Source organism: Streptomyces scopuliridis, assembly GCF_042790125.1.
In the GTDB taxonomy this organism is placed as follows: Bacteria; Actinomycetota; Actinomycetes; order Streptomycetales; family Streptomycetaceae; genus Streptomyces; species Streptomyces scopuliridis_A.
In genome coordinates this window covers 125574-146737 of record NZ_JBHTZS010000009.1, presented here as the reverse complement: position 1 = coordinate 146737, position 21164 = coordinate 125574, and the positions used below count along the sequence as shown (strand labels likewise).

The following is a 21164-nucleotide window of genomic DNA, read 5'->3' as shown; positions in this document are numbered from 1 at the left end:
CGCGCGGGAGTTGGGGGCGGCCGTACGGCGGTGCTCATGCCCTTGCCGTCCGTGGCTGTCATCCTGGGCGGTATGGGGTGGACGTGCCAGGGGCTTCGCTGGAGGGACGGGGCACCCGTGCTCGGATGGCGGCGGGACGGGGGCGGCGCACGGCGGGAGAGCGTCCTGGAGTACGGGCGTGACCTGGGATTCCGTGCCGTTGGGGCGCGTGTGTGCGTCGGGGCGCGGGGGCATGGGTGTCCGCTCGGGGCGCTGATCGGCGGGCGCGGTACCGACGGGCAGTGCGGCGAGTGCGCGCGGCTGGACCGGGCGCGTTCCGTGGCCGCCGACACCATCGCCGATGATCCGCGCACGTATCGCGTCTATCTCGCCTGGTTCGGGCCCGGGATGGTGAAGGTCGGGATCACCGCCGAGGAGCGTGGGTCCGCGCGCCTTCTGGAGCAGGGGGCGGTCGCGTTCAGCTGGCTCGGGCGCGGGCCGCTGATGGCCGCGCGGCGGACCGAGGAGCTGCTGCGCAGGGCGCTGGGCGTGCCGGACCGTATCCCGTACGCGCGGAAGCGGGCAGTCCGGACCGCGCTGCCGGTCCTGGCGGAGCGGGTGGACGAGATCCAGCGGCTGTACGCACGAGCGGTGGCGCTGGAAGGGTGGCCGCAGTCGCTGGAGCGGCTGGAGTTCGCGGCGGTCGACCATGCCGGGGCCTTCGGCCTGGCCGGACTGGCGCCGGCCACCGGCGTCGTGGTGGAACTCGTGGACGGCGGCCGTGTCGCGGGGCGGCTGGTCGCGGCAGCCGGGCCCGATCTCCATCTCGCCACCGGGGACGGCGGGATGATGGTCCTGGACACCCGGCTGATGAGCGGGTGGGAGTTGGCGGCGGCGGGCGGCGGCGGGGGTGAGGGCGTGGTCACCGTACCGGTCAGGGACGTGCACAGCGGCGGGGTGCAGGACGGGCTCTTCTGAAGGGACAGTGGGCTGGTATGAGCGGTCACGAGGATGAGGTCGAGGCCGTACGGCGGTTCCGGGAGCGGACGGGGCTCCCGGGCATCGTCGACGTACATACGCACTTCATGCCGGAGCGGGTCCTCAGGAAGGTCTGGGCGTACTTCGACGCCGCCGGGCCGCTCATAGGCCGGGAGTGGCCCATCTCCTACCGGCAGGAGGAGGACGAACGCGTCGCCCTGCTGCGCGCGTTCGGCGTGCGGGCGTACACCTCGATGCTCTACCCGCACAAGCCGGGGATGGCGGAGTGGCTGAACGGCTGGGCCGCCGGGTTCGCGGCGCGTACGCCGGACTGTCTGCGGACGGCCACGCTCTTCCCGGAGGACGGCGTCGAGGCGTACGTACGTGAGGCCGTCGAGGGCGGCGCGGGAGGAGTGGGCGGCGGCCCGGGGGCCGACGGAGCGGGCGCGGGCGGGGCGGGCGCGGGCGGCGCCCGGATCTTCAAGTCGCATCTCCAGGTGGGCGCGTACGACCCGAACGATGAGCGGCTCGACCGGGTCTGGGGGCTGCTCGCCGAGGCCGCGGTCCCGGTGGTGATGCACTGCGGCTCCGGACCCGCGCCCGGCAAGTACACCGGGCCCGAGCCCGTGGGGCGGCTGCTGGCGCGCCATCCCCGGCTGCGGCTGATCGTCGCGCACCTCGGGATGCCGGAGTACGTGGACTTCCTGGACCTCGCCGAGCGGTACGCGGAGGTCAGGCTCGACACGACCATGGCGTTCACGGACTTCAGTGAGAACTTCGCGCCGTTCCCCGGGGAGGCGAGGGCGCGGCTGGCGGATCTGGGGGACCGGATCCTGCTGGGGACGGACTTCCCGAACATCCCCTATCCGTATGTCCATCAGCTGGAGGCCCTGGAGCGGCTGGGGCTGGGGGACGCGTGGCTGCGGGCGGTCTGTTACGAGAACGGGGCGCGGCTCTTCGGGATCGCCGGCGACCAGGATGCAGCCCCGGGGGATCCGGGCCCTGGCCTCTAGACGCCAGGCGTTGGCCCGCGGCCGTTTCTCAGGGATTTCACAGGAAGCGACAAGGGCAATCTCAGAGGCCGTCCCCAGGGTGAACAGCATGACCATCACCTCGCCCCGGGGGCGTACCGAAATGCTCAGGCCGGACGGGAGCCCCGTCCGTGTGCTTGTCGTCGACGACGAGACGTCGCTCACCGAGCTGCTGTCCATGGCCCTGCGGTACGAGGGCTGGGAGGTGCGCAGCGCCAGTGACGGCGCGGGTGCCATGCGTTCGGCGCGGGACTTCCGGCCCGACGCGGTCGTACTGGACGTGATGCTGCCCGACATGGACGGGCTGGCGGTCCTGGGCCGGCTGCGCCGCGAGCTGCCGCAGGTGCCCGTGCTCTTCCTCACCGCGAAGGACTCAGTGGAGGACCGGATCGCCGGGCTGACCGCGGGCGGCGACGACTATGTCACCAAGCCGTTCAGCCTGGAGGAGGTCGTGGCGCGGCTGCGCGGGCTGATCCGGCGGTCCGGCGCGGCGGCCGTGCGCAGTGAGTCGTTGCTCGTCGTCGGGGATCTGACGCTCGACGAGGACAGCCATGACGTCACCCGCGACGGGCAGTCCATCCATCTGACCGCGACCGAGTTCGAGCTGCTGCGCTATCTGATGCGCAATCCGCGCCGGGTGCTGAGCAAGGCGCAGATCCTGGACCGGGTGTGGTCGTACGACTTCGGTGGCCAGGCCAATGTCGTCGAGCTGTATATCTCCTATCTGCGGCGGAAGATCGACGCGGGGCGCCCGCCGATGATCCACACCCGGCGCGGGGCCGGCTATCTGATCAAGCCCGGTGAGCCGGGCGACGCCCCGCGGTGAAGGGACGCCGGCGAGGGGGGATGAAGCGGCGCTGGTCCTTGCGGACCCGGCTCGTCGTGTCGGCGGTCACGCTGATCGCGATCGTCGGGACGGTGATCGGGGCGGTCACGACGATCGCGTACCGCTCGTATCTGTACGACCAGTTGGACGCGCAGGTGCAGGCCATCGCCAAGCGGGCCGCCGGACCGCCGCCGCCGGGGAAGGCGCCGACCGACGCAGGGAGCGGTGTGGCGGCCGGCGCGGGAAGCGGTACGGGGAACGGTACGGGCGACGGCGACCGGCCGTCCGGCGACCTGCCCGAAGCCAGGGACCCGCTGAAGATCGTCACGGGTGGCGGCGCGCCCCTGGGGACGGTCGGTATCGAGCTGACGGCCGACGGTTCGGTCGGCCGGGGGCTGATGAGCTCCCTTCAGAAGAACGAGAACACCTGGCCGCCGATCGCGGAAACGCCGCTCAGTGAAGCGCAGAAGGCGGCCATAGCGGCCGTCCCGCAGGACAACGCGGCACACACCGTCACGCTGCCCGACGGCGTCGACTACCGGGTCCAGTACGTCGTCGGCGTCAACGGCGCCTATTTCGTGGGCGTACCGGCCGCTCAGGTGCAGGACAGCCTCACCACCCTGGTGCTCGTGGAGGTCTGTGTCACCGTCGCCGGCCTGATCGCCGCCGGTATCGCGGGCAGTGCGCTCGTCGGCGTCGCGCTGCGACCGCTCAGGCGCGTGGCCACCACCGCCACCCGGGTCTCCGAACTTCCGCTGCACAGTGGTGAGGTGGCCCCGCTCGAACGGGTCCCCGCCGCCGAGGCCGATCCACGCACCGAGGTCGGACAGGTCGGTGCGGCGCTCAACCGGATGCTGGGGCATGTCGGGTCCGCGCTCGCGGCCAGGCAGGAGAGCGAGACGCGGGTACGGCAGTTCGTCGCCGACGCCGGCCATGAGCTCCGTACGCCGCTCGCCTCGATCCGGGGATATGCCGAGCTGACCCGGCGCGGGCGCGAGGAGACCGGACCGGACACCCGGCGCGCGCTCGGACGTATCGAGGCCGAGGCGCAACGGATGACCGGCCTGGTCGAGGATCTGCTGCTGCTGGCGCGGCTCGATGCCGGACGCCCGCTCTCGTACGAGAGCACTGATCTCTCCCCTCTGGTCGTGGATGCGGTGAGCGACGCCCATGCCGCCGGACAGGACCACCACTGGCGCCTTGAACTGCCCGAGCCGGACGAGCCCTCCGCCACGGTGTACGGCGACGCCTCCCGCCTCCATCAAGTGCTCGTCAACCTCCTTGCCAACGCCCGTACGCACACCCCGCCCGGCACCACCGTCACCGCACGCGTCCGCAGAAGCGACGGCGGGTACTGGGGCGGCGGACCGTGGGATGTGTGGTCGTCGGGCGTCTGGTCCTCGGCCGAGGCAATCCCGGCCGATGGAGTCCCGGACGGTGGTGTCCGGGACGGTGGTGTCCTGGTCGAGGGATGCCCGGACGCTGGAGTCCCCGTCGAGGGATTCCCGGACAGTGGTGCGCTCTCCGGCGGTGGATCCTCTGTCGTCCTCGAAGTGCAGGACGACGGCCCCGGCATCCCTCCCGAACTGCTTCCGCATGTCTTCGAACGCTTCGCGCGCGGCGACGCGTCACGCTCCCGCGCCGCCGGCTCCACCGGCCTCGGCCTGGCGATCGTCCAGGCGGTCGTCACCGCGCACGGCGGGACCGTCACCGTCCAGAGCGTTCCCGGCCGGACCGTGTTCTCCGTACGTCTGCCCGGCCCGCCCGCCAAGGGGCAGACCCACCCCGCGCAGGGGCAACAGCGGCCCCAGCAGCGCCCGTCGGGCCCCGGCCGTGACTCACAGACAGGGCACAGCCTCACCACACTGCCGTGACAGCGCGCCTCGCGAATGTCGGGTCATGCGAACCGACACTTCATGGGGCACACTCCCGGCCCGGGAGCATCTCCCGGTCGAGGTGACCGATGCCCCCGTGCTTGACGTGACGATCCCCGTCTACAACGAGGAGCAGGACCTCGAACCATGTGTGCGGCGTCTGCACCAACACCTGGCCCGCACCTTCCCGTACAGCTTTCGCATCACGATCGCCGACAACGCCAGCACCGACCGGACCCCGCAGGTCGCGGCCCGGCTCGACACGGAGATCCCGGAAGTACGCGCGTACCGCCTGGAGCAGAAGGGCCGTGGCAGGGCCCTCCGTACCGTGTGGTCGCACTCCGACGCACCCGTCCTCGCCTATATGGACGTGGATTTGTCCACCGATCTCAACGCACTCCTCCCGCTCGTGGCGCCGCTGATCTCGGGCCACTCGGATCTGGCGATCGGGTCACGGCTCTCCCGTTCGGCGCGGGTCGTACGCGGCCCCAAGCGCGAGTTCATCTCGCGGGCCTACAACCTCATCCTCAAGTCCTCTCTCTCCGCGCGCTTCAGCGACGCGCAGTGTGGGTTCAAGGCCATACGGCGTGATGTCGCCCAGCGGCTGCTGCCGATGGTCGAGGACACCGGGTGGTTCTTCGACACGGAGATGCTCGTGCTCGCCGAACGCGCCGGACTGCGGATCCATGAAGTCCCGGTGGACTGGATCGACGACCCCGACAGCACGGTCCATATCGTCAAGACCGCGACCGAGGATCTCAAGGGCGTCTGGCGGGTGGGGCGGGCACTCGCGGTGGGCGCGCTGCCTCTGGACCGGCTGGCCAGGCCATTCGGGGATGACCCGAGGGACCGCCGGATCGGTGGGGTGCCCGGCGGACTCGCCCGGCAACTGGTCGGCTTCTGCTTCGTGGGCGCCCTGTCCACGCTCTTCTATCTTCTGCTGTACTCCGGATTCCGCGCAATGGCGAGTCCACAACTCGCCAACGCCGCCGCCCTGCTGGTCTCCGCGGTCGCCAACACGGCGGCCAACCGGAGGCTCACCTTCGGCGTACGGGGCCGCGAGCGTGCCGTCCGTCACCAGGCCCAGGGCCTGGTCGTCTTCGCCATCGGACTCGCCCTGACCAGCGGTTCACTGGCGGCCCTGGACACGGCCACGGGCACCCCCTCCCACTCCGCGGAGCTGGCCGTGCTGATCGCCGCCAACCTCGCCGCGACGGTGCTGCGCTTCCTGCTCCTGCGCGCCTGGGTCTTCCCCGAGCGCCGTACGGACGACCTCCCGGCCCGCGACACCGCCCCGGCCACCGCTCCCGCCTCCGCACCACCCACCGCTCCCGCCTCGTCCGCCACAGCGGCCGGTCCCGTTCCCTCTCCCGCCTCCACCTCTCCCGCCCCCACCTCTTCCGACACCCCCGACCTCGACTCAAGGACCGCACGATGACCACGATCCTTCAGCCCGACGGGCATCCGGCGACGGCGCACCACCAGGGCCATCGCGCCGCCGGCCGCGCCGGCCGCGCCGGCCGCTTCTGGCGGGGCAGGGCCGAAGACGCCGGCTGGGTACGCCCGGCCCTGCTCGCCATCCTGCTGGTCTCCGGAGTGCTCCAGCTGTGGAATCTGAGCGATTCCGGTTACGCCAACTCCTTCTACTCCGCCGCCGTCCAGGCGGGCAGCGAGAGCTGGAAGGCGTTCTTCTTCGGCTCCTCCGACGCGGGCAACTCCATCACCGTCGACAAGCCCCCGGCCGCGCTCTGGCCGATGGCCCTGTCCGTACGGCTCTTCGGGCTCGGCTCGTGGCAGATCCTGGTGCCCGAGGTGCTGATGGGGCTCGGGACGGTAGCGGTGCTGTACGCCGCCGTACGCCGTCGCTTCAGCGCCGTCGCCGGACTGACCGCGGCCCTGGTGCTGGCGCTCACGCCCGTCGCCGTGATGATGTTCCGCTTCAACAACCCGGACGCGCTGCTCGCGCTGCTGATGACCACCGCCGTCTACTGCGTACTGCGCGCGCTGGAGGCCGGACGGACCAAATGGCTGGTGTGGGCCGGGATCGCGATCGGCTTCGCGTTCCTGACCAAGACGCTCCAGGGGTTTCTGATCCTGCCGGCGCTGGCGCTGGTGTACGCGGTGTGCGCGCCCACGTCCGTACGGCGCCGGCTCGGCCAGCTCGCGCTGGCCGGTCTCGCGGTCGTCGTCTCCGGCGGCTGGTGGGTCGCGATCGTGGAGCTGTGGCCCGCGTCCTCACGTCCGTACATCGGCGGCTCCCAGACCAACTCGTTCCTTGAACTGACCTTCGGCTACAACGGCCTCGGCCGGATCAACGGCGACGAGGTCGGAAGCGTCGGCGGAGGTGGCGGAGGCGGGTTCGGTCGCGGTGGCGCCGCCGGAATCGGCCGGATGTTCAGCGAGTCCATCGGCGGCCAGATCTCCTGGCTGCTCCCTGCCGCACTGCTGCTGCTCGTCGTCGGACTCGTCGTGACCCGGCGGAGCGCGCGTACGGACACGGCCCGCGCGGCGTTCCTGGTGTGGGGCGGCTCGCTGCTGGTGACCCTCGCGGTCTTCAGCTTCATGGCCGGCATCTTCCACGAGTACTACACCGTGGCGCTGGCGCCGTACATCGCGGCCGTCATCGGCATGGGCGTCACCGTGCTCTGGGAGGAGCGCGCCAGGATCCTGGCGTCGGCGGCGCTGGCGCTCGCGGCGGCGGGGACGGCGGTGTGGGCGTACGTACTGCTCGGCCGGACCCCGGACTATGTGCCGTGGCTGCGGTGGGCGGTGCTGATCGGCGGTCTGCTGGCCGCCGTGGGGCTGCTCGCCGTTGGCAGGCTCGGCCTGCCGCTGGCGCTCGCGGCGGCGGGTCTCGCGGTCGCGGCCTCGCTTGCCGGACCGCTCGCGTACACGCTGACCACGGTCAACACCGCGTACCGGGGCTCGATCATCACGGCGGGACCGGCCGTCGCACGGGGAGGCGGCTTCGGCGGTGGCGGGCCCCGAGGTGTCGTGGGCGCCGCTGAGGCCGGGATGATGCCTCCCGGTCAGCAGGCAGCGGGCCAGGCTCAGGGACAAGGCCAGGGCCAGGGCCAGAGGCAGGGCCGGATCCAGGGCCAGGCACAGGGGCAGGGGCAGGGTCAGGGACAGCCCCCGGCCGCCGGCGGCTGGCCCCAGCTGTCGCCGAACGGCGCGCTGCCCGAGGGCGGTCCGGCCGGCCGGGGCGGTATGGGCGGCGGAGGCGCCATGGGCGGCCTCCTCAACGGCCAGACCGTCAGCTCCGAGGCCGAGGCCGCGCTCAAGAAGGACGCCTCCGACTACACCTGGGTCGCGGCGACCATCGGCTCCCAGAACGCGGCCAGCTATCAACTCGCCACCGAGAAACCCGTCATGGCGATCGGCGGCTTCAACGGCAGCGATCCGTCCCCGACCCTCGACCAGTTCAAGCAGTACGTCGAGGACGGGAAGATCCACTACTTCCTGGTGAGCGGCGAGGGCGGCGGTGGCGGCGGCGAGGGCGGCGGTGGTGGCCGGGGTGGTGGCGGCTTCGGCGGTTCCAACTCCGGGATCTCCACATGGGTGGAGTCCACCTTCAAGAAGGTCACCGTCGACGGCGTGACCCTCTACGACCTGACTCAGGAGGCCTGACCCGACAAGGACTCAGCCGACGGGGGCCGGCCGACGTCCGGGCGCGCCGTCGGGAGGGCGCGCCGACACGATTAAATGCTATACGGCGTAAGGGAGGCTCTTGTACGGTGTACGGCGACGGTTCCCGTACACCGTACAAGGAGACCTCCATGACGGCGACAGCCGCCGAGCACCACACCGCCCCCGCACGCCACCCGCAGCGCTGGCTGATTCTCGGTGTCATCTGTCTCGCCCAGCTCACCGTGCTGCTCGACAACACCGTCCTCAGCGTCGCGATCCCGTCCCTCACCCGCGAACTGCACGCCTCCACCGCCGACATCCAGTGGATGATCAACGCCTACTCCCTGGTCCAGTCGGGCCTGCTGCTCACCGCGGGCAACGCCGCCGACCGGTACGGCCGCAAGAAGCTGCTGATCGTGGGCCTCGTGCTGTTCGGGATCGGTTCTCTCTGCGCCGGACTCGCCCAGTCCAGCGCCCAGTTGATCGCCGCCCGCGCCGGAATGGGCGTCGGGGGCGCGCTGCTGATCACCACGACCCTCGCCGTCGTGGTCCAGCTGTTCGACAACACCGAGCGCATCAAGGCGATCGGCATCTGGTCGACCGTCAACTCCCTAGGTTTCGCCGCCGGTCCGCTGATCGGCGGGGCCATGCTCGACCACTTCTGGTGGGGCGCGATCTTCCTGATCAACATCCCGGTCGCGGTGCTCGGGGTGATCGCGGTCGCCGCGCTCGTACCGGAGTCGAAGAGCAAGGAGGGCGACCGCCCCGATCTGCTCGGCGCGCTGCTCTCCACCATCGGCATGACCGCCGTCGTGTACGCGATCATCTCCGGGCCCGACCACGGCTGGCTCTCCGGTCAGGTGCTGCTCGCGGTCTCCGTCGGCCTGGTCGTCCTCGGCCTGTTCGTGTTCTGGGAGCTGCGCGTCCCGTATCCGATGCTGGACATGCACTTCTTCCGCGACCAGCGCTTCGTGGGGGCGGTGGCGGGGGCCATCTTCGTCGCCTTCGGGATGACCGGCTCGCTCTTCCTGCTGACCCAGCATCTCCAGTTCGTCCTGGGATACGGGCCGTTGGACGCCGGTCTGCGCACGGCTCCGCTCGCCGTCAGCGTCATCGTCCTGAACCTCGCGGGCGTCGGCGCGCTGGCCGTACGGAAGCTCGGCACGCCGGGCACCATCGCGCTCGGCATGGTCCTGGTGTCCGCCGGGCTCGCCGCGATCGCGGTGCTCGGCGCCCATGGGTACGGCGGGATGCTGCTCGGCCTGATCGTGATGGGCGCGGGTGTCGCCCTCTCCATGCCGGCCATGGCGAACGCCATCATGAGCGCGATCCCGCCGGAGAAGGCCGGGGTCGGCGCGGGCATCAACGGCACGCTGGCCGAGTTCGGCAACGGTCTCGGGGTCGCCGTCCTGGGCGCCGTGCTCAACTCCCGCTTCGCCGCGCTCGTCCCGGCGGCGGTGGGGGCCGCCTCGCTGCCCGCCGCGCTCGCGGCGGCGGACGGGGAGGCGGAGCGGCTGAGCATCTCCGAGGCGTTCGCGTCGAGCCTGGAGACGAGCCAGCTGGTCGGGGCCGTGGCCGTGCTGGCGGGCGGTCTGCTGGCCGCGCTGCTGCTGCGCCGGGCGGAGCGCGCGAACCCCACACCGGGCTCTCCGGGCTCTCCGGGGTCCTCCCCGGGCTCCCCGTCGGCCTCGTCGTCCGGCTCCCCGTCGGACTCCGTGTCAGGGGCGGCATAGCATCGGAAGAGCGGCAGGCGTCCGGGCTCCGGCTCCTTGGATGCCCGGCATCGTCGGATGCTCCGGCTCGAGGGAAGTGGAGTCCGGCCGAAGCCCGGCCGGCGGGAACGAGGAGGCTCACCCATGGTGTCGGAAGCCGATCGCGCCAAGCGGCCGACCCGTACCAGCGTGTGGCTGGAGGGGAAGCCCGCGGGCCGCGGCCGCAGGAACGAGAACGCGGACCATCCAGCCGTCCTGGACCGCGACCGCATCACAGCGGTCTCGGTACGGCTGCTCGACACGGAGGGCCCGGCGAAGTTCTCGATGCGGCGGCTGGCCGCGGAGCTCGGGGTGACCGCCATGTCCCTCTACTGGTACGTCGACACCAAGGACGACCTCCTCGAACTCGCCCTGGACTCCGTCTTCGGCGAGGTCCGGGTCCCCGATATGACGGACGAGGACGCCGACTGGCGCGACCAGCTGCGCGAACTGACCACCAGCTACCGGGAAGTGCTGGTCAGGCACCACTGGGTGTCGCCGCTCATCGGCAGATATCTGAACATCGGCCCGCACTCGATGGCCTTCTCGGCGGCCGTGCAGGCTGTCATGGCCCGGACGGGCCTGGCGCCGCACAGCCGGATGGGCGGCCTGGCGGCGGTCTTCCAGTTCGTGTACGGATTCGGCACGATCGAGGGCCACTTCGTACAGCGCTGCGCCGACGCCGGGCTGACCCAGGACGAGTACTTCCGGCAGGCGATGGGCGCCATCAACGAACAGCCGCGGTTCCAGGCGTCGTTCGAGGACGCGGACGAACTGATGGAGGCGCGCGGCGGCGATACGGTGGCGGAGATGCGCCAACGCGACTTCACGTTCGCGATCGAACTCCTCATCGCGGGCATCGAGGCGATGCGGGAGCGCGACCGGGCCGCCGCCGGACAGCCCCGGCCCCGCGCCGGGGCGGAGGACGGGCCCCACGACCCGAGCGGGGACAGGGCCCGGAGCTGAGCCTTTACCGGGGGCTTACGGGCCCACGGGAGGACGGCCGGCCCGCTCCCAGGGACAAGACCTACGAGACGAGACGGGCCGGGAAGCCGCCGGTGGCAAGAGGACTCCAGCGCTCCGGGGTGATCCGGATGATGGACTTCCCCTGCTTCACCATCGCTTCCCGGTACTCGTCCCAGTCGGGATGCTCGCCCGCGATGTTCCGGTAGTACTCGACCAGCGGCTCGACCGACTCCGGCGAGTCGATCACCTCGGCCGTACCGTCGACCTGCACCCACGGGCCGTTCCAGTCGTCCGACAGGACGATCACGCTCACCCGTTCGTCCCGCTTGGCGTTCCGCGTCTTGGCGCGCTCGGGGTACGTGGAGACGACGATCCGGCCCGAGTCGTCGACGCCACAGGAGAGCGGGGAGCCCTGCGGCCGGCCGTCGGAACGGGTGGTCAGCAGGATCGCGCGGTGCCTGGGGCGTACGAACTCCAGCAGCCCGGCGAGGTCAACGGTCGTATTCGTCGCGATATTCGGTGCCATGCCGCGCAGCCTACGACCTCGGAGCCCGCCCGCCGGGAACCACACCCCTCGCCCGAGCCGCAGCCCTCGCCCGAGCCACACCCCGCCCCGCGATCACACACCCGGCAGGCTCTCGCCCTGGACCGCCTGGATGTCCAGCTCCACCCGCAGCGTCGTCCCGATCGCCGAAATCCCCGCCTGCACCACCTGGTTGTAGTTCATGGCGAAGTCCTCCCGGCGCAGCTCCGTGGTCGCGCGGAAGGCCGCCCGTACCCCGCCCCACGGGTCGGGTCCGGTGCCCAGATAGCTCAGGTCCAGGGCCACTTCGCGTACGACGCCGTGCAGCGACAGCACCCCGTGCACGGTCCAGCGGTCGGGGCCCGCGGGGGTCAGTCCCGTACTGCTGTACGTGATCTCCGGGAAGCGCTCCACGTCCAGGAAGTCGGGCGACCTGAGGTGCTTGTCCCGCAGCGCGTTGCCGGTGTCGATGCTCGCCGCGTTGATCACCGCGTCGACGCGCGACGCCTCAACTCCGTACGCCCCTCCCGCGCTTCCCGCCCCTCCCGCGCTCCCCGCGCCCGCCGGGGCCCCGGCGCCGCCCTCCGCGATCTCGATCCGCCCCCCGAACTCCGTGAACCGCCCGCGCACGCTGGAGATCCCCAGATGCTGCGCCACCGCGCTCACCGCCGAGTGCGCCGGATCCAGGCTCCAGGCGCCCGGCGGCGGCAGTTCGACCCCGCCCTGCCGGGCCAGGACCACCGTGCCGACCTCGGCCCGCCCGCTCGCCGTCACCAGCGCCGTGGAGGCGACGGGTGCGTAACCGACTGCCGTCACGACCACGGTGTACGGGCCCGGCGCCAGCGCCGCCTCGGTCCGTACCGCGCCGTTCTCGTCGGCCCCCTCCCGCAGCACCTGCGTACCGCTCATATCGGTCATGGTCACGACCGCGTGCTGCACGGCCCAGCCGTCCCGCGTCCGTACCTGTCCGCGAAGTCCCATCCCGTTTCTCTCTCCCTCGGTCCCTCGGTCCCATAAAGAGCCGGGCTCCGGCCGGGGGCAGGCAGGCCGTCCCCTGCCCGCCGCCCCCGCCACCGGAGCCCGTTTCCGCACCCGACCGGCGCGGCGCCCGCTACAAGCGCCACGCGGTCCGGGGGTTTCGACCAGTCCCTGTCCGGGACCTACTCGCCGGGGTGGGCGAGTTCGATGTCGTGGCCGTCGACGCCGCGGCCGGTGACCGTCAGCGAGCCCGCCACCGGCGGGTAGCCGGTCGCGATGACCGTGTACTCGCCCGAGTCCAGGTCGGCGAAGGCGTACGCCCCGTCCTCCCCGGTCGTCGCCGTCGCGACCACGTTTCCGGCCGCGTCGACCAGCGTCACCCGGGCGTCGTGCGCCGGGCGGCGGGCCGCGCCCGCCCTGACCGTGCCCTGGACCAGGGCGCCGGAGAGGAGGACCGCCTCGACGCGGGTGACGCCCTGGCCGCCTATCTCCACCGGCAGGGCCAGCGGACGGTAGCCGGCGGCGTTGACCGCGACGGTCACATAGCCGGGGACCAGCTCGCTGAAGGCGAACTCGCCCTGCCCGGACGACTTCCCGGTGGCCAGCACATCGCCGCGCACATCGGTCACGATCACCATCGCGCCCTCGATCGGGTACCCGCCGTCCGCGGCGCGCACGGCCCCGGTGAGGCCGCTCGTACCGGAGAGCAGGATGTCGTACGAGAGCGGTCCGTCCCCGACGACCACCGTGGACGCCTGCGGCTGGAAGCCGTCGGCGGAGGCGATCAGTACGTACGAGCCGGCGCCCGGCGCGTCCAGGAGGTAGCCGCCGTCGGACTGGGCGACCGAGCGGGCCAGCTGCCGTCCGGCCAGGGAGATCAGGGTGATGGCGGCGCGGGGCACCGGCGTGCCCTCGGAGCCGAGCACCACACCCCGTACGGCGGTGCCCGGCACGGGTGCCGCGAACGACGATTCGGCAGACCCTGCCGATCCAGCCGATCCAGCCGATCCATCAAATCCAGCCGATCCAGCAGATCCAGCTGTCATGGTCCCTCCAGAAGCCGCTGCCATTCCGGACACCGCCGCCACGGGCACCGCCGCCGGCGACGGCGTCGTTTCGGACAGCGCGGGTATCGCGGTGGTCGTCGAGACCGGCGCGGTCGCCGCCGCGGGGGCCGCGGCCCCCGTCGTCTCGGAGCCGGCCCGCGACTTCAGCGCGACCTCTTTGATGAACAGCGTCAGCAGCAGCGCGACCAGCGCGGCCGGTGCCGAGTAGAGGAAGACATCGCCGACGCCATGGCCGTACGCCACCTCCATGACCTGCCGCATCGGGGCGGGCAGCGTGTCCAGATTCGGGATGGCGCCGCCGCCGGTGCCGCCGTGGCCGAGGGCCGCGCCCTCAGGACCGAGGTCGGCCAGACCCTCCTTGACGTAGTGCGTGACCCGGTTGCCGAGCACCGCGCCCAGCGCCGAGACGCCGACCGCACCGCCCAGTGAGCGGAAGAAGGTGACGGTGGAGCTGGCGGCGCCGAGGTCCTCCGGGGAGACCTGGTTCTGTGTGCACAGGACCAGGTTCTGCATCATCATGCCGACGCCGAGACCCATCAGGGCCATATAGACCGCCATGTGCCAGTACGGGGTGTCGTACCGCAGGGTGCCCAGCAGGCCGAGCCCGGCCGTCACCAGCACACCACCGCTGACCAGCCAGATCTTCCAGCGTCCCGTCTTGGTGATGATCATGCCGGAGACGGTGGAGGAGACGAACAGACCACCGATCATCGGGATGGTCATGACACCGGACATCGTCGGCGACTTGTCGCGGGCCAGCTGGAAGTACTGGCTGAAGAAGACCGTGCCGGCGAACATCGCGATACCGACGAAGAGCGAGGCCAGCGAGGCGAGCGTGATCGTGCGGTTACGGAAGAGCCGCAGCGGGATGATCGGCTCGCGCGCCTTCGACTCGACGAGGATGAACGCGGCGCCGAGCAGCACCGATCCGCCGACCATCGCGTACGTCTGCCACGAGATCCAGTCGTACTTGTTGCCCGCGAAGGTGACCCACACCAGCAGCAGCGAGACGGCCGTGCTGATGAAGAAGGCTCCGAACCAGTCGACCTTGACCCCTTCGCGCCGGATGACCGGGAGCTTCAGGGTCTTCTGGAGCACGATCAGCGCGATGAAGGCGAACGGGACGCCGACGTAGAAGCACCAGCGCCAGCCCAGCCACGAGGTGTCGGTGATGACACCGCCGAGCAGCGGGCCGCCGACGGTGGCGACGGCGAAGGTCGCGCCGAGGTAGCCGCTGTACCGGCCCCGCTCACGCGGCGCGATCATCGCGGCCATCACGATCTGGGCGAGGGCGGAGAGACCGCCGACGCCGATGCCCTGGACCACCCGGCAGGCGATCAGCATCCCGGCGCTCTGCGAGAGGCCGGCCACGATCGAGCCCGAGACATAGATGACCAGGGATATCTGAACCAGCAGCTTCTTGCTGAAGAGGTCGGAGAGCTTGCCCCACAGCGGGGTGGTCGCCGTCATCGCCAGCAGCGAAGCGGTCACCACCCAGGTGTAGGCGCTCTGTCCGCCGCCGAGGTCGGAGATGATCTCCGGCAGGGCGTTGGAGACGATCGTCGACGACAGGATCGCGACGAACATGCCCAGAAGCAGCCCGGAGAGCGCCTCCATGATCTGACGGTGTGTCATCGGCGCGCCGTTCACGGAGGCGGGGGCGCCGCCTCCGCGCTTGGCGTGGCCGCCCCGCACACCCGCTGGTGTGGTCGTAGCCATTGAGTTCCTTGTCTTACGTCTCGTGCCGCATGGGTGTACGGGTGTACGAATCTTGGTAACGCCAGTCCCGGCAGTCGCCGAAGCTGCTGCGCAGCCGCTCCAGCATCGTGACCAGCTGCCCGACCTCGTCGTCGGTCCAGTCGTCGAGCGTCCGCGCGAACATTTCGGTCGTCCGGCGGGCGAGCTCGTCGATCAGCTCCCGGCCCGCCGGGGTGAGCCGCAGGATGCGTGAGCGCTTGTCCCCGGGGTCAGGGGACCGCTCGATCCAGCCACGCTCGGCGGCATGGGCGACATGTCTGCTGGTCACCGACATGTCGACGGCGAGCAGCTCGGCGAGGCGGCTCATCCGCATCTCGCCGTGCCGGTCGAGCAGGGTCAGGACGGCGGCCGTGCCGGCGGGGCACTCGGCGGGCAGGGTGCGCGCCAGCCCCCGTTTGACGGCGCCGATGGCACTGAGCTGTCGGGCCAGTTCCGCGTACTGACTCTGTGCTGCGGCCATGGGCCCTCCCGACATCTTGTTGCTTGGGGCAACCATAGAACCATAGAAGCCGTTGGTTGCTGCAGGCAAACTAAAACGGGCCGAGTGGAGTAAAGGAACCCAAAAGGCTTCGTATGGACGGGGTCAATGCCCGGCGCGGGAGCTGTCCGGCCTGCCAAGGAGAGCTGTCCGGCCCGGTAAGGGGAACACCGGTCGGCCCGGCATCGAGCGCGATCGGCCTGGCAACGCGATCGGCCTGGCGGAGCGATGGCCTGGCAGGGCGACGGCCTGGCAAAGGGGGGCGTATCAGTCGGCGGGCAGCGCCATATCAGTCAGGGGCGGGCCCGGCGTTGGACGGGGTCCGCGCGTTCGCTAGGGTCCTGCCGTATGGCACACAACCCCCATGCCCCGCAGGGCCCCCAGGGCAATCCCGACCCCGCGGGCAGCACCCAGATGTTCCGTGCGTTCGTCGACGACGGCGAGCCGCAGCGCCGGCAGGCGCCGCCTCAGCAGAGTGGGCCGAAGGCCGGAGTGATCGTCGGCGTTGTCGCGGCCGTCGTGGTCTTGGCCGTGGTGGCCTGGCTGGCCTTCGCCTGACCCGGTCCGGTCGTTTCCGAACCCCGCCCGCGACATCGCCCGAGCACGGGCGAGGGGCGGGGTCCACCGGCCTCAGTCCGAGATCAGCCCTTCCCGCAGCTGCGCGAGCGTACGGGTCAGCAGCCGCGAGACATGCATCTGGGAGATGCCCACCTCTTCGCCGATCTGCGACTGGGTCATGTTCGCGAAGAACCGGAGCATGATGATCTGCCGCTCGCGGGGCGGCAGTTTGGCGAGGAGCGGCTTGAGCGACTCGCGGTACTCGACGCCCTCCAGCGCCATGTCCTCGTAGCCGAGCCGGTCCGCGAGCGAGCCCTCCCCGCCGTCGTCCTCAGGAGAGGGCGAGTCCAGCGAGGAAGCGGTGTACGCGTTGCCGACCGCGAGGCCGTCGACCACGTCCTCCTCCGACACGCCCAGTACGGCGGCGAGTTCGGGAACGGTCGGCGAGCGGTCCAGCTTCTGCGCCAGCTCGTCGCTGGCCTTCGTCAGCGCGAGACGCAGCTCCTGGAGCCGGCGCGGCACCCGCACCGACCATGAGGTGTCCCGGAAGAACCGTTTGATCTCGCCGACCACGGTCGGCATCGCGAACGTCGGGAATTCCACGCCGCGTTCGCAGTCGAACCGGTCGATCGCCTTGATCAGGCCGATCGTGCCGACCTGGACGATGTCCTCCATGGGCTCGTTGCGGCTGCGGAACCGGGCCGCCGCGTACCGCACCAGCGGCAGATTCAGCTCGATGAGGGTGTCACGTACGTAGGTGCGCTCCGGGCTGTCCTGATCGAGCACGGCGAGCCGCAGGAACAGAGAGCGGGACAGAGTGCGGGTGTCGATGGCTTCCGGCTGGGACACGCGCGGCTGGACCACGTGGTCGAGAGCATCGGGCGCGGGAGCGCTCTTTGTGAGCGTGAGCACCTTCGAGCTGCCCTGTTCTACGGACATGCCACCCCCTTGAGGTCGCGGACGGTCGCGTCGGCCGCTCCCGTCGGTGGAACGCAGCCTCCACCTGAATACCGGCGCCGGGACTGCGGCAAACGCGGTTCAAGCAGAATGTCACATGTCGGCAACACGCTGTAGTGACATGTCGACAAGTGAGTGCTGAATCCGCCCTGGAAAGAGGGGGTGTGGGGGTTTTCGGGCCGCGAAGAGGAGACGAAGAGGGTCTACCCCTGAGGGTTACGACTCGATCCGATTTGCGGATCTCAGCCGGGCGAAACTTCTGGCCAGAAGTCTTGACACATGCATCTGGGAAACTCCCAATTCCTGACTGATCTGTGATTGCGTCAGGTTGTTGTAATAGCGCAGCATCAGGATCCGCTGCTCCCGCTCGGGCAGTTGTACGAGCAGATGCCGCACCAGATCGCGGTGCTCGACCCCGGCCAGCGCCGGGTCCTCGTAACCGAGCCTGTCCAGCAGGCCCGGCAGCCCGTCGCCCTCCTGGGCGGCCTCCAGCGACGTCGCGTGGTACGAGCGCCCGGCCTCGATGCAGGCCAGTACCTCGTCCTCGGAGATCTTCAGCCGCTCGGCGATCTCGGCGGTCGTGGGGGAGCGGCCGTGTGCCGTCGTCAGGTCCTCGGTCGCGCCGGTGACCTGTACCCACAGCTCGTGCAGCCGACGGGGGACATGGACCGTCCGTACATTGTCCCGAAAGTAGCGTTTGATCTCGCCGACGACCGTCGGCATCGCGAACGTGGGGAACTGCACCCCGCGGTCCGGGTCGAACCGGTCGATGGCGTTGATCAGACCGATCGTGCCGACCTGGACGACGTCCTCCATGGGCTCGTTGCGGCTGCGGAACCGGGCCGCCGCGTACCGCACCAGCGGCAGATTCGCCTCGATGAGCGCTCCGCGTACCCGGGTGTGTTCCTCGCTGCCCGGCTCAAGCTCCTTCAGCTCGGCGAAGAGGACCTGGGTCAGTGCCCTGGTGTCCGCGCCCCTGCTCTGCGCGGCGGGGCGGGGCTCGGTCTCGATCTGGGGCAGCAGTTGAGGCGTAGTACTGGCCGGCACGGTGACGCCACCCCTTTGCGGTCGACTACGTCAACTCATCCGTCAAAAGCGGTCATAGCATCACAAGACATGTCCACTGTGTGCAAGCACCTGAAAAAACCGTGTTGACGGCAGGATGGAGCAATAACCTCAAAAGCCCCACACCGAATGGGTGCGGGGCGAGGAGGCCGACGGCTCAGAACTCGTAGTCGGCGATCACCCAGGTGGCGAATTCACGCCACTGCGCGACGCCCGCCTGGTGCGCCGGGTGGTCCAGATAGCGCTGGAGCGCCTCGCGGTCGGAGACGGCCGCGTTGATGGCGAAGTCATAGGCGATCGGGCGGTCGGTGATGTTCCAGGCGCACTCCCAGAACTCCAGCTCGGGCACCTGCCCGCCGAGCTCCCTGAAGGCCTCCGCCCCCGCGACGACGCGCGGCTCGTCGCGCGAGACACCCTCATTGAGCTTGAAGAGGACCAGGTGGCGGATCACGGGCACTCCTTGGAGGACGCGGAGGAGAGAGTGAGGGGGCGAGGGCCGCAGCGTGGCTGAATGCCGGTCAGTTGATGAGCTCGGACATGAACTCGCCGACACCCTGGGCGGCGCTCGAAATGCCCTCGAACCCTACCTGGACAAGATCGGCGGCCCGAGCAGGCGACGTGATGATCGTGTACAGCACGAAGACGGCGACCGCGTACAGCACGATCTTTCTCGCTTGCCCCATGCGCCGCTTCCTCCCCTGTCTCCCCAGTGCGGTCGCGCGTGAGTCTAACCGTATGAACGCCTCTGCCCAGAGGTCGTTCTCCCACACCGCTCCGGCCCCGAAAGCCGGACGTCCTGGCCCATACATGCCGGAAGGGTCCCGGCGCACTGCGCCGGGACCCTTCACAAGAGCGGTAGCGGAGGGATTTGAACCCTCGGTGAGTTTCCCCACACTCGCTTTCGAGGCGAGCTCCTTCGGCCGCTCGGACACGCTACCGAGAGAGAGCTTAGCCCAAGGTGGGCCGTGCTCCGAAATCGATATCCCGATAGCCGCCCGAGGGCCGCCAGATGGCTGGCCGGCGGCTGCCCGACGGCTGGTCAGCGATCCCGGAAGAACGACGTCAGCAGGTCGGCGCACTCCTCCGCGAGGACCCCGTGGATCACCTCGGGCCGGTGGTTGAGCCGCCGGTCGCGTACGACGTCCCAGAGCGAGCCGGCCGCCCCCGCCTTCTCGTCGAGCGCGCCGAACACCACGCGGTCCACCCGGGACTGGACGATCGCTCCCGCGCACATCGTGCACGGCTCCAGGGTCACCACCAGCGTGCACTCCGTGAGCCGCCAGGCTCCGAGCTGCCCGGCGGCCCTGCGGATCGCCAGGATCTCCGCATGCGCCGTCGGGTCGCCCGTGGCCTCGCGTTCGTTGTGGCCCGTGGCGAGCACCGTGCCGTCCGGGGACAGCACGACGGCGCCGACCGGTACATCACCGGACAGGGCAGCGCGTGCGGCCTCCTCCAGGGCGAGGCGCATGGCCCCCCGCCACGGTGCGCGTACCGGGTCGGGCGCCGGGTCGTGCCGGATCATCAGGGCCTGCCTTCCAGATCTTGCCGGGCTCGCGTGCCCTGGTGCCGCGCCTCGCGGCGTCGTCGTCAGTCATCCCCAAGGTCTCGGCTTCGCTCGACCAGGGGAGACCCCATCCGCTCCTGTGTGGGCTCCCTCCTCCGCCTTGCGATCCACGGCACCAGGCCCCGCTCCCTGATCCGGCCTGATCCGGAAGGCAGGCCCTATCGAACGGTCTCCAGCACCTCGGCGGCTCCCAGAGCCTCCGCGATCTCGGCCATCGCATCGGAATCCAGCGCCAGCAGATCGGCCTCGGACAGGCCGAGGTCGGTGAGAATCTCGCGGTCGCCGACGGCTCCCGCGGGCACGGTCTCCCCGTTCTTCACGGGGATGTCCTCTTCCTCCTCGTCGTTCCCGTCCGGTTCGCCGTCCTCCGTACCGTCGAGGTCCAGCGTGTCCAAGTCGTCGGCCGGGTCGTCGTCGTCCCTGCCGAGCAGTTCATCAATGAGGATCTCCCCGTACGAGGAGCGCGCGGCCGCGGCCGCGTCGGAGACGTAGATGCGAGGGTCTTCCTCGCCCTCCACGCGGATGATGCCGAACCAGGCATCCTCCTGCTCGATAAACACGAGCACCGTGTCCTCGTCCACCGAGGCTTCGCGGGCCAAGTCGGTCAGGTCCGACAAGGTCTCCACATCGTCGAGCTCTGTGTCGCTCGCTTCCCACCCGTCTTCGGTGCGCGCGAGCAGTGCGGCGAAGTACACCGTGACTCTCCCACTGGTCAGAGGTGTGACGATCCGGCGGTGCGCTGGTCTGCCCCGCCCACTCGGAATCGTGGCAGAAACGAACGCTTCGCGAGAGGTCTTCCACCGTTGCGTCGTCGGGCCATTTTATTAGGCCCCTGTTCGGCCCCGGGCGCCGGATGCCTTCCAAGAGCATGCGGGACGGACGTGAGGTACGTCCCACGCCGGGCGCGGCTGTCGGCCGGTCACCACCGGAACGTACGCATCCGCATCTGCTGACGCATCCGCGCCGCGCGGGCCTGGCGCGGTTTCACGCGCTCGCGCAGCGCCTTGGCCTCGTTCAGCTCTCGCAGGAACTGCGCGCGCCGCCGACGGCGCTCCGTCTCGCTCTCCCCGGCGTCGTCCCGACCGTCCGTCCGGGCCTCCGCCTCGGCGCGCTGATCCCGGCCTTCCCGGTCCTCGTCCGGCACGGATGCGTCACCACCTCAAGGCTGCTCACTCGGCTCC

General features: G+C 70.5%; 20 protein-coding genes and 1 tRNA gene. 9 read left to right on the top strand and 12 right to left on the bottom strand.

What is annotated here, in order from left to right:
* Positions 1-72 precede the first annotated feature (72 nt).
* From ACFRKB_RS16630 to ACFRKB_RS16595, 8 genes are all read left to right on the top strand, one after another.
* Positions 73-957, top strand: a complete 885-nt coding sequence (locus tag ACFRKB_RS16630) for a DUF2797 domain-containing protein (RefSeq protein ID WP_383106700.1) — start codon at positions 73-75, stop codon at positions 955-957.
* Between the two features lie 17 nt (positions 958-974).
* The gene (locus ACFRKB_RS16625; RefSeq protein ID WP_383106529.1) at positions 975-1970 is read left to right on the top strand and encodes an amidohydrolase family protein; all 996 of its coding nucleotides are present in this window, start codon (positions 975-977) and stop codon (positions 1968-1970) included.
* An 88-nt stretch (positions 1971-2058) separates the two neighbouring features.
* Positions 2059-2814 carry a response regulator transcription factor gene (locus ACFRKB_RS16620; RefSeq protein WP_383106528.1) on the top strand — a complete coding sequence of 252 codons (756 nt, stop codon included), beginning with the start codon at positions 2059-2061 and terminating at the stop codon, positions 2812-2814.
* Between the two features lie 20 nt (positions 2815-2834).
* Positions 2835-4688, top strand: a complete 1854-nt coding sequence (locus ACFRKB_RS16615) for a sensor histidine kinase (protein WP_383106527.1) — start codon at positions 2835-2837, stop codon at positions 4686-4688.
* Positions 4689-4713: 25 nt separating this feature from the next.
* Positions 4714-6126, top strand: a complete 1413-nt coding sequence (locus tag ACFRKB_RS16610; protein ID WP_383106525.1) for a bifunctional glycosyltransferase family 2/GtrA family protein — start codon at positions 4714-4716, stop codon at positions 6124-6126.
* Positions 6123-8318 carry an ArnT family glycosyltransferase gene (locus ACFRKB_RS16605; protein WP_383106524.1) on the top strand — a complete coding sequence of 732 codons (2196 nt, stop codon included), beginning with the start codon at positions 6123-6125 and terminating at the stop codon, positions 8316-8318. The genes ACFRKB_RS16610 and ACFRKB_RS16605 overlap by 4 nt, the downstream gene beginning before the upstream one ends.
* Before the next feature lie 149 nt (positions 8319-8467).
* Entirely contained in the window at positions 8468-10051 is a 1584-nt protein-coding gene (locus ACFRKB_RS16600; protein ID WP_383106523.1) for an MFS transporter, read from the top strand.
* Positions 10052-10174: 123 nt separating this feature from the next.
* The gene (locus ACFRKB_RS16595) at positions 10175-11035 is read left to right on the top strand and encodes a TetR/AcrR family transcriptional regulator (protein ID WP_383106522.1); all 861 of its coding nucleotides are present in this window, start codon (positions 10175-10177) and stop codon (positions 11033-11035) included.
* 61 nt (positions 11036-11096) lie between these two features.
* Here the strand turns inward: ACFRKB_RS16595 and ACFRKB_RS16590 are convergent, their stop codons facing one another.
* The 4 genes from ACFRKB_RS16590 to ACFRKB_RS16575 form a co-directional block, all read right to left on the bottom strand.
* On the bottom strand, positions 11097-11561 hold the full coding sequence (locus ACFRKB_RS16590) for a PPOX class F420-dependent oxidoreductase (RefSeq protein ID WP_365974422.1): 465 nt from the start codon (positions 11559-11561) through the stop codon (positions 11097-11099).
* A gap of 93 nt (positions 11562-11654) precedes the next feature.
* Positions 11655-12539 (bottom strand): YceI family protein, encoded by an 885-nt coding sequence (locus ACFRKB_RS16585; RefSeq protein ID WP_383106520.1) that lies wholly within the window; start codon positions 12537-12539, stop codon positions 11655-11657.
* Between the two features lie 179 nt (positions 12540-12718).
* Positions 12719-15238: an MFS transporter gene (locus ACFRKB_RS16580; protein ID WP_463291739.1), complete on the bottom strand. Its 2520-nt coding sequence runs from the start codon at positions 15236-15238 to the stop codon at positions 12719-12721.
* A 97-nt stretch (positions 15239-15335) separates the two neighbouring features.
* Complete coding sequence (locus ACFRKB_RS16575; protein WP_383106518.1) at positions 15336-15821, bottom strand: MarR family winged helix-turn-helix transcriptional regulator; 486 nt, start codon at positions 15819-15821, stop codon at positions 15336-15338.
* Positions 15822-16187: 366 nt separating this feature from the next.
* Between ACFRKB_RS16575 and ACFRKB_RS16570 the strand changes: the two genes are divergently transcribed.
* A complete protein-coding gene (locus ACFRKB_RS16570; RefSeq protein WP_383106516.1) occupies positions 16188-16397 on the top strand; it encodes a hypothetical protein in 210 nt (69 codons plus the stop codon).
* A gap of 72 nt (positions 16398-16469) precedes the next feature.
* On the opposite strand, the gene ACFRKB_RS16565 is transcribed toward ACFRKB_RS16570, so the two are convergent.
* The 8 genes from ACFRKB_RS16565 to ACFRKB_RS16530 all read right to left on the bottom strand — a co-directional run bounded on the left by ACFRKB_RS16565 (position 16470) and on the right by ACFRKB_RS16530 (position 21127).
* On the bottom strand, positions 16470-17336 hold the full coding sequence (locus ACFRKB_RS16565; RefSeq protein ID WP_030349953.1) for an RNA polymerase sigma factor SigF: 867 nt from the start codon (positions 17334-17336) through the stop codon (positions 16470-16472).
* Between the two features lie 234 nt (positions 17337-17570).
* Entirely contained in the window at positions 17571-18401 is an 831-nt protein-coding gene (locus ACFRKB_RS16560) for an RNA polymerase sigma factor SigF (protein ID WP_383106515.1), read from the bottom strand.
* 175 nt (positions 18402-18576) lie between these two features.
* Positions 18577-18870 (bottom strand): Dabb family protein, encoded by a 294-nt coding sequence (locus ACFRKB_RS16555; RefSeq protein WP_383106513.1) that lies wholly within the window; start codon positions 18868-18870, stop codon positions 18577-18579.
* Between the two features lie 67 nt (positions 18871-18937).
* On the bottom strand, positions 18938-19102 hold the full coding sequence (locus ACFRKB_RS16550) for a hypothetical protein (RefSeq protein WP_165371796.1): 165 nt from the start codon (positions 19100-19102) through the stop codon (positions 18938-18940).
* A gap of 170 nt (positions 19103-19272) precedes the next feature.
* Positions 19273-19357: transfer RNA gene (locus ACFRKB_RS16545), tRNA-Ser, on the bottom strand.
* 101 nt (positions 19358-19458) lie between these two features.
* Positions 19459-19941, bottom strand: coding sequence for a tRNA adenosine(34) deaminase TadA (tadA, locus tag ACFRKB_RS16540; protein WP_383106512.1), 483 nt, complete (start codon positions 19939-19941; stop codon positions 19459-19461).
* A gap of 200 nt (positions 19942-20141) precedes the next feature.
* Positions 20142-20678, bottom strand: coding sequence for a tRNA adenosine deaminase-associated protein (locus tag ACFRKB_RS16535; protein WP_383106510.1), 537 nt, complete (start codon positions 20676-20678; stop codon positions 20142-20144).
* Between the two features lie 224 nt (positions 20679-20902).
* Complete coding sequence (locus ACFRKB_RS16530) at positions 20903-21127, bottom strand: hypothetical protein (protein ID WP_383106509.1); 225 nt, start codon at positions 21125-21127, stop codon at positions 20903-20905.
* Positions 21128-21164: the final 37 nt, after the last annotated feature.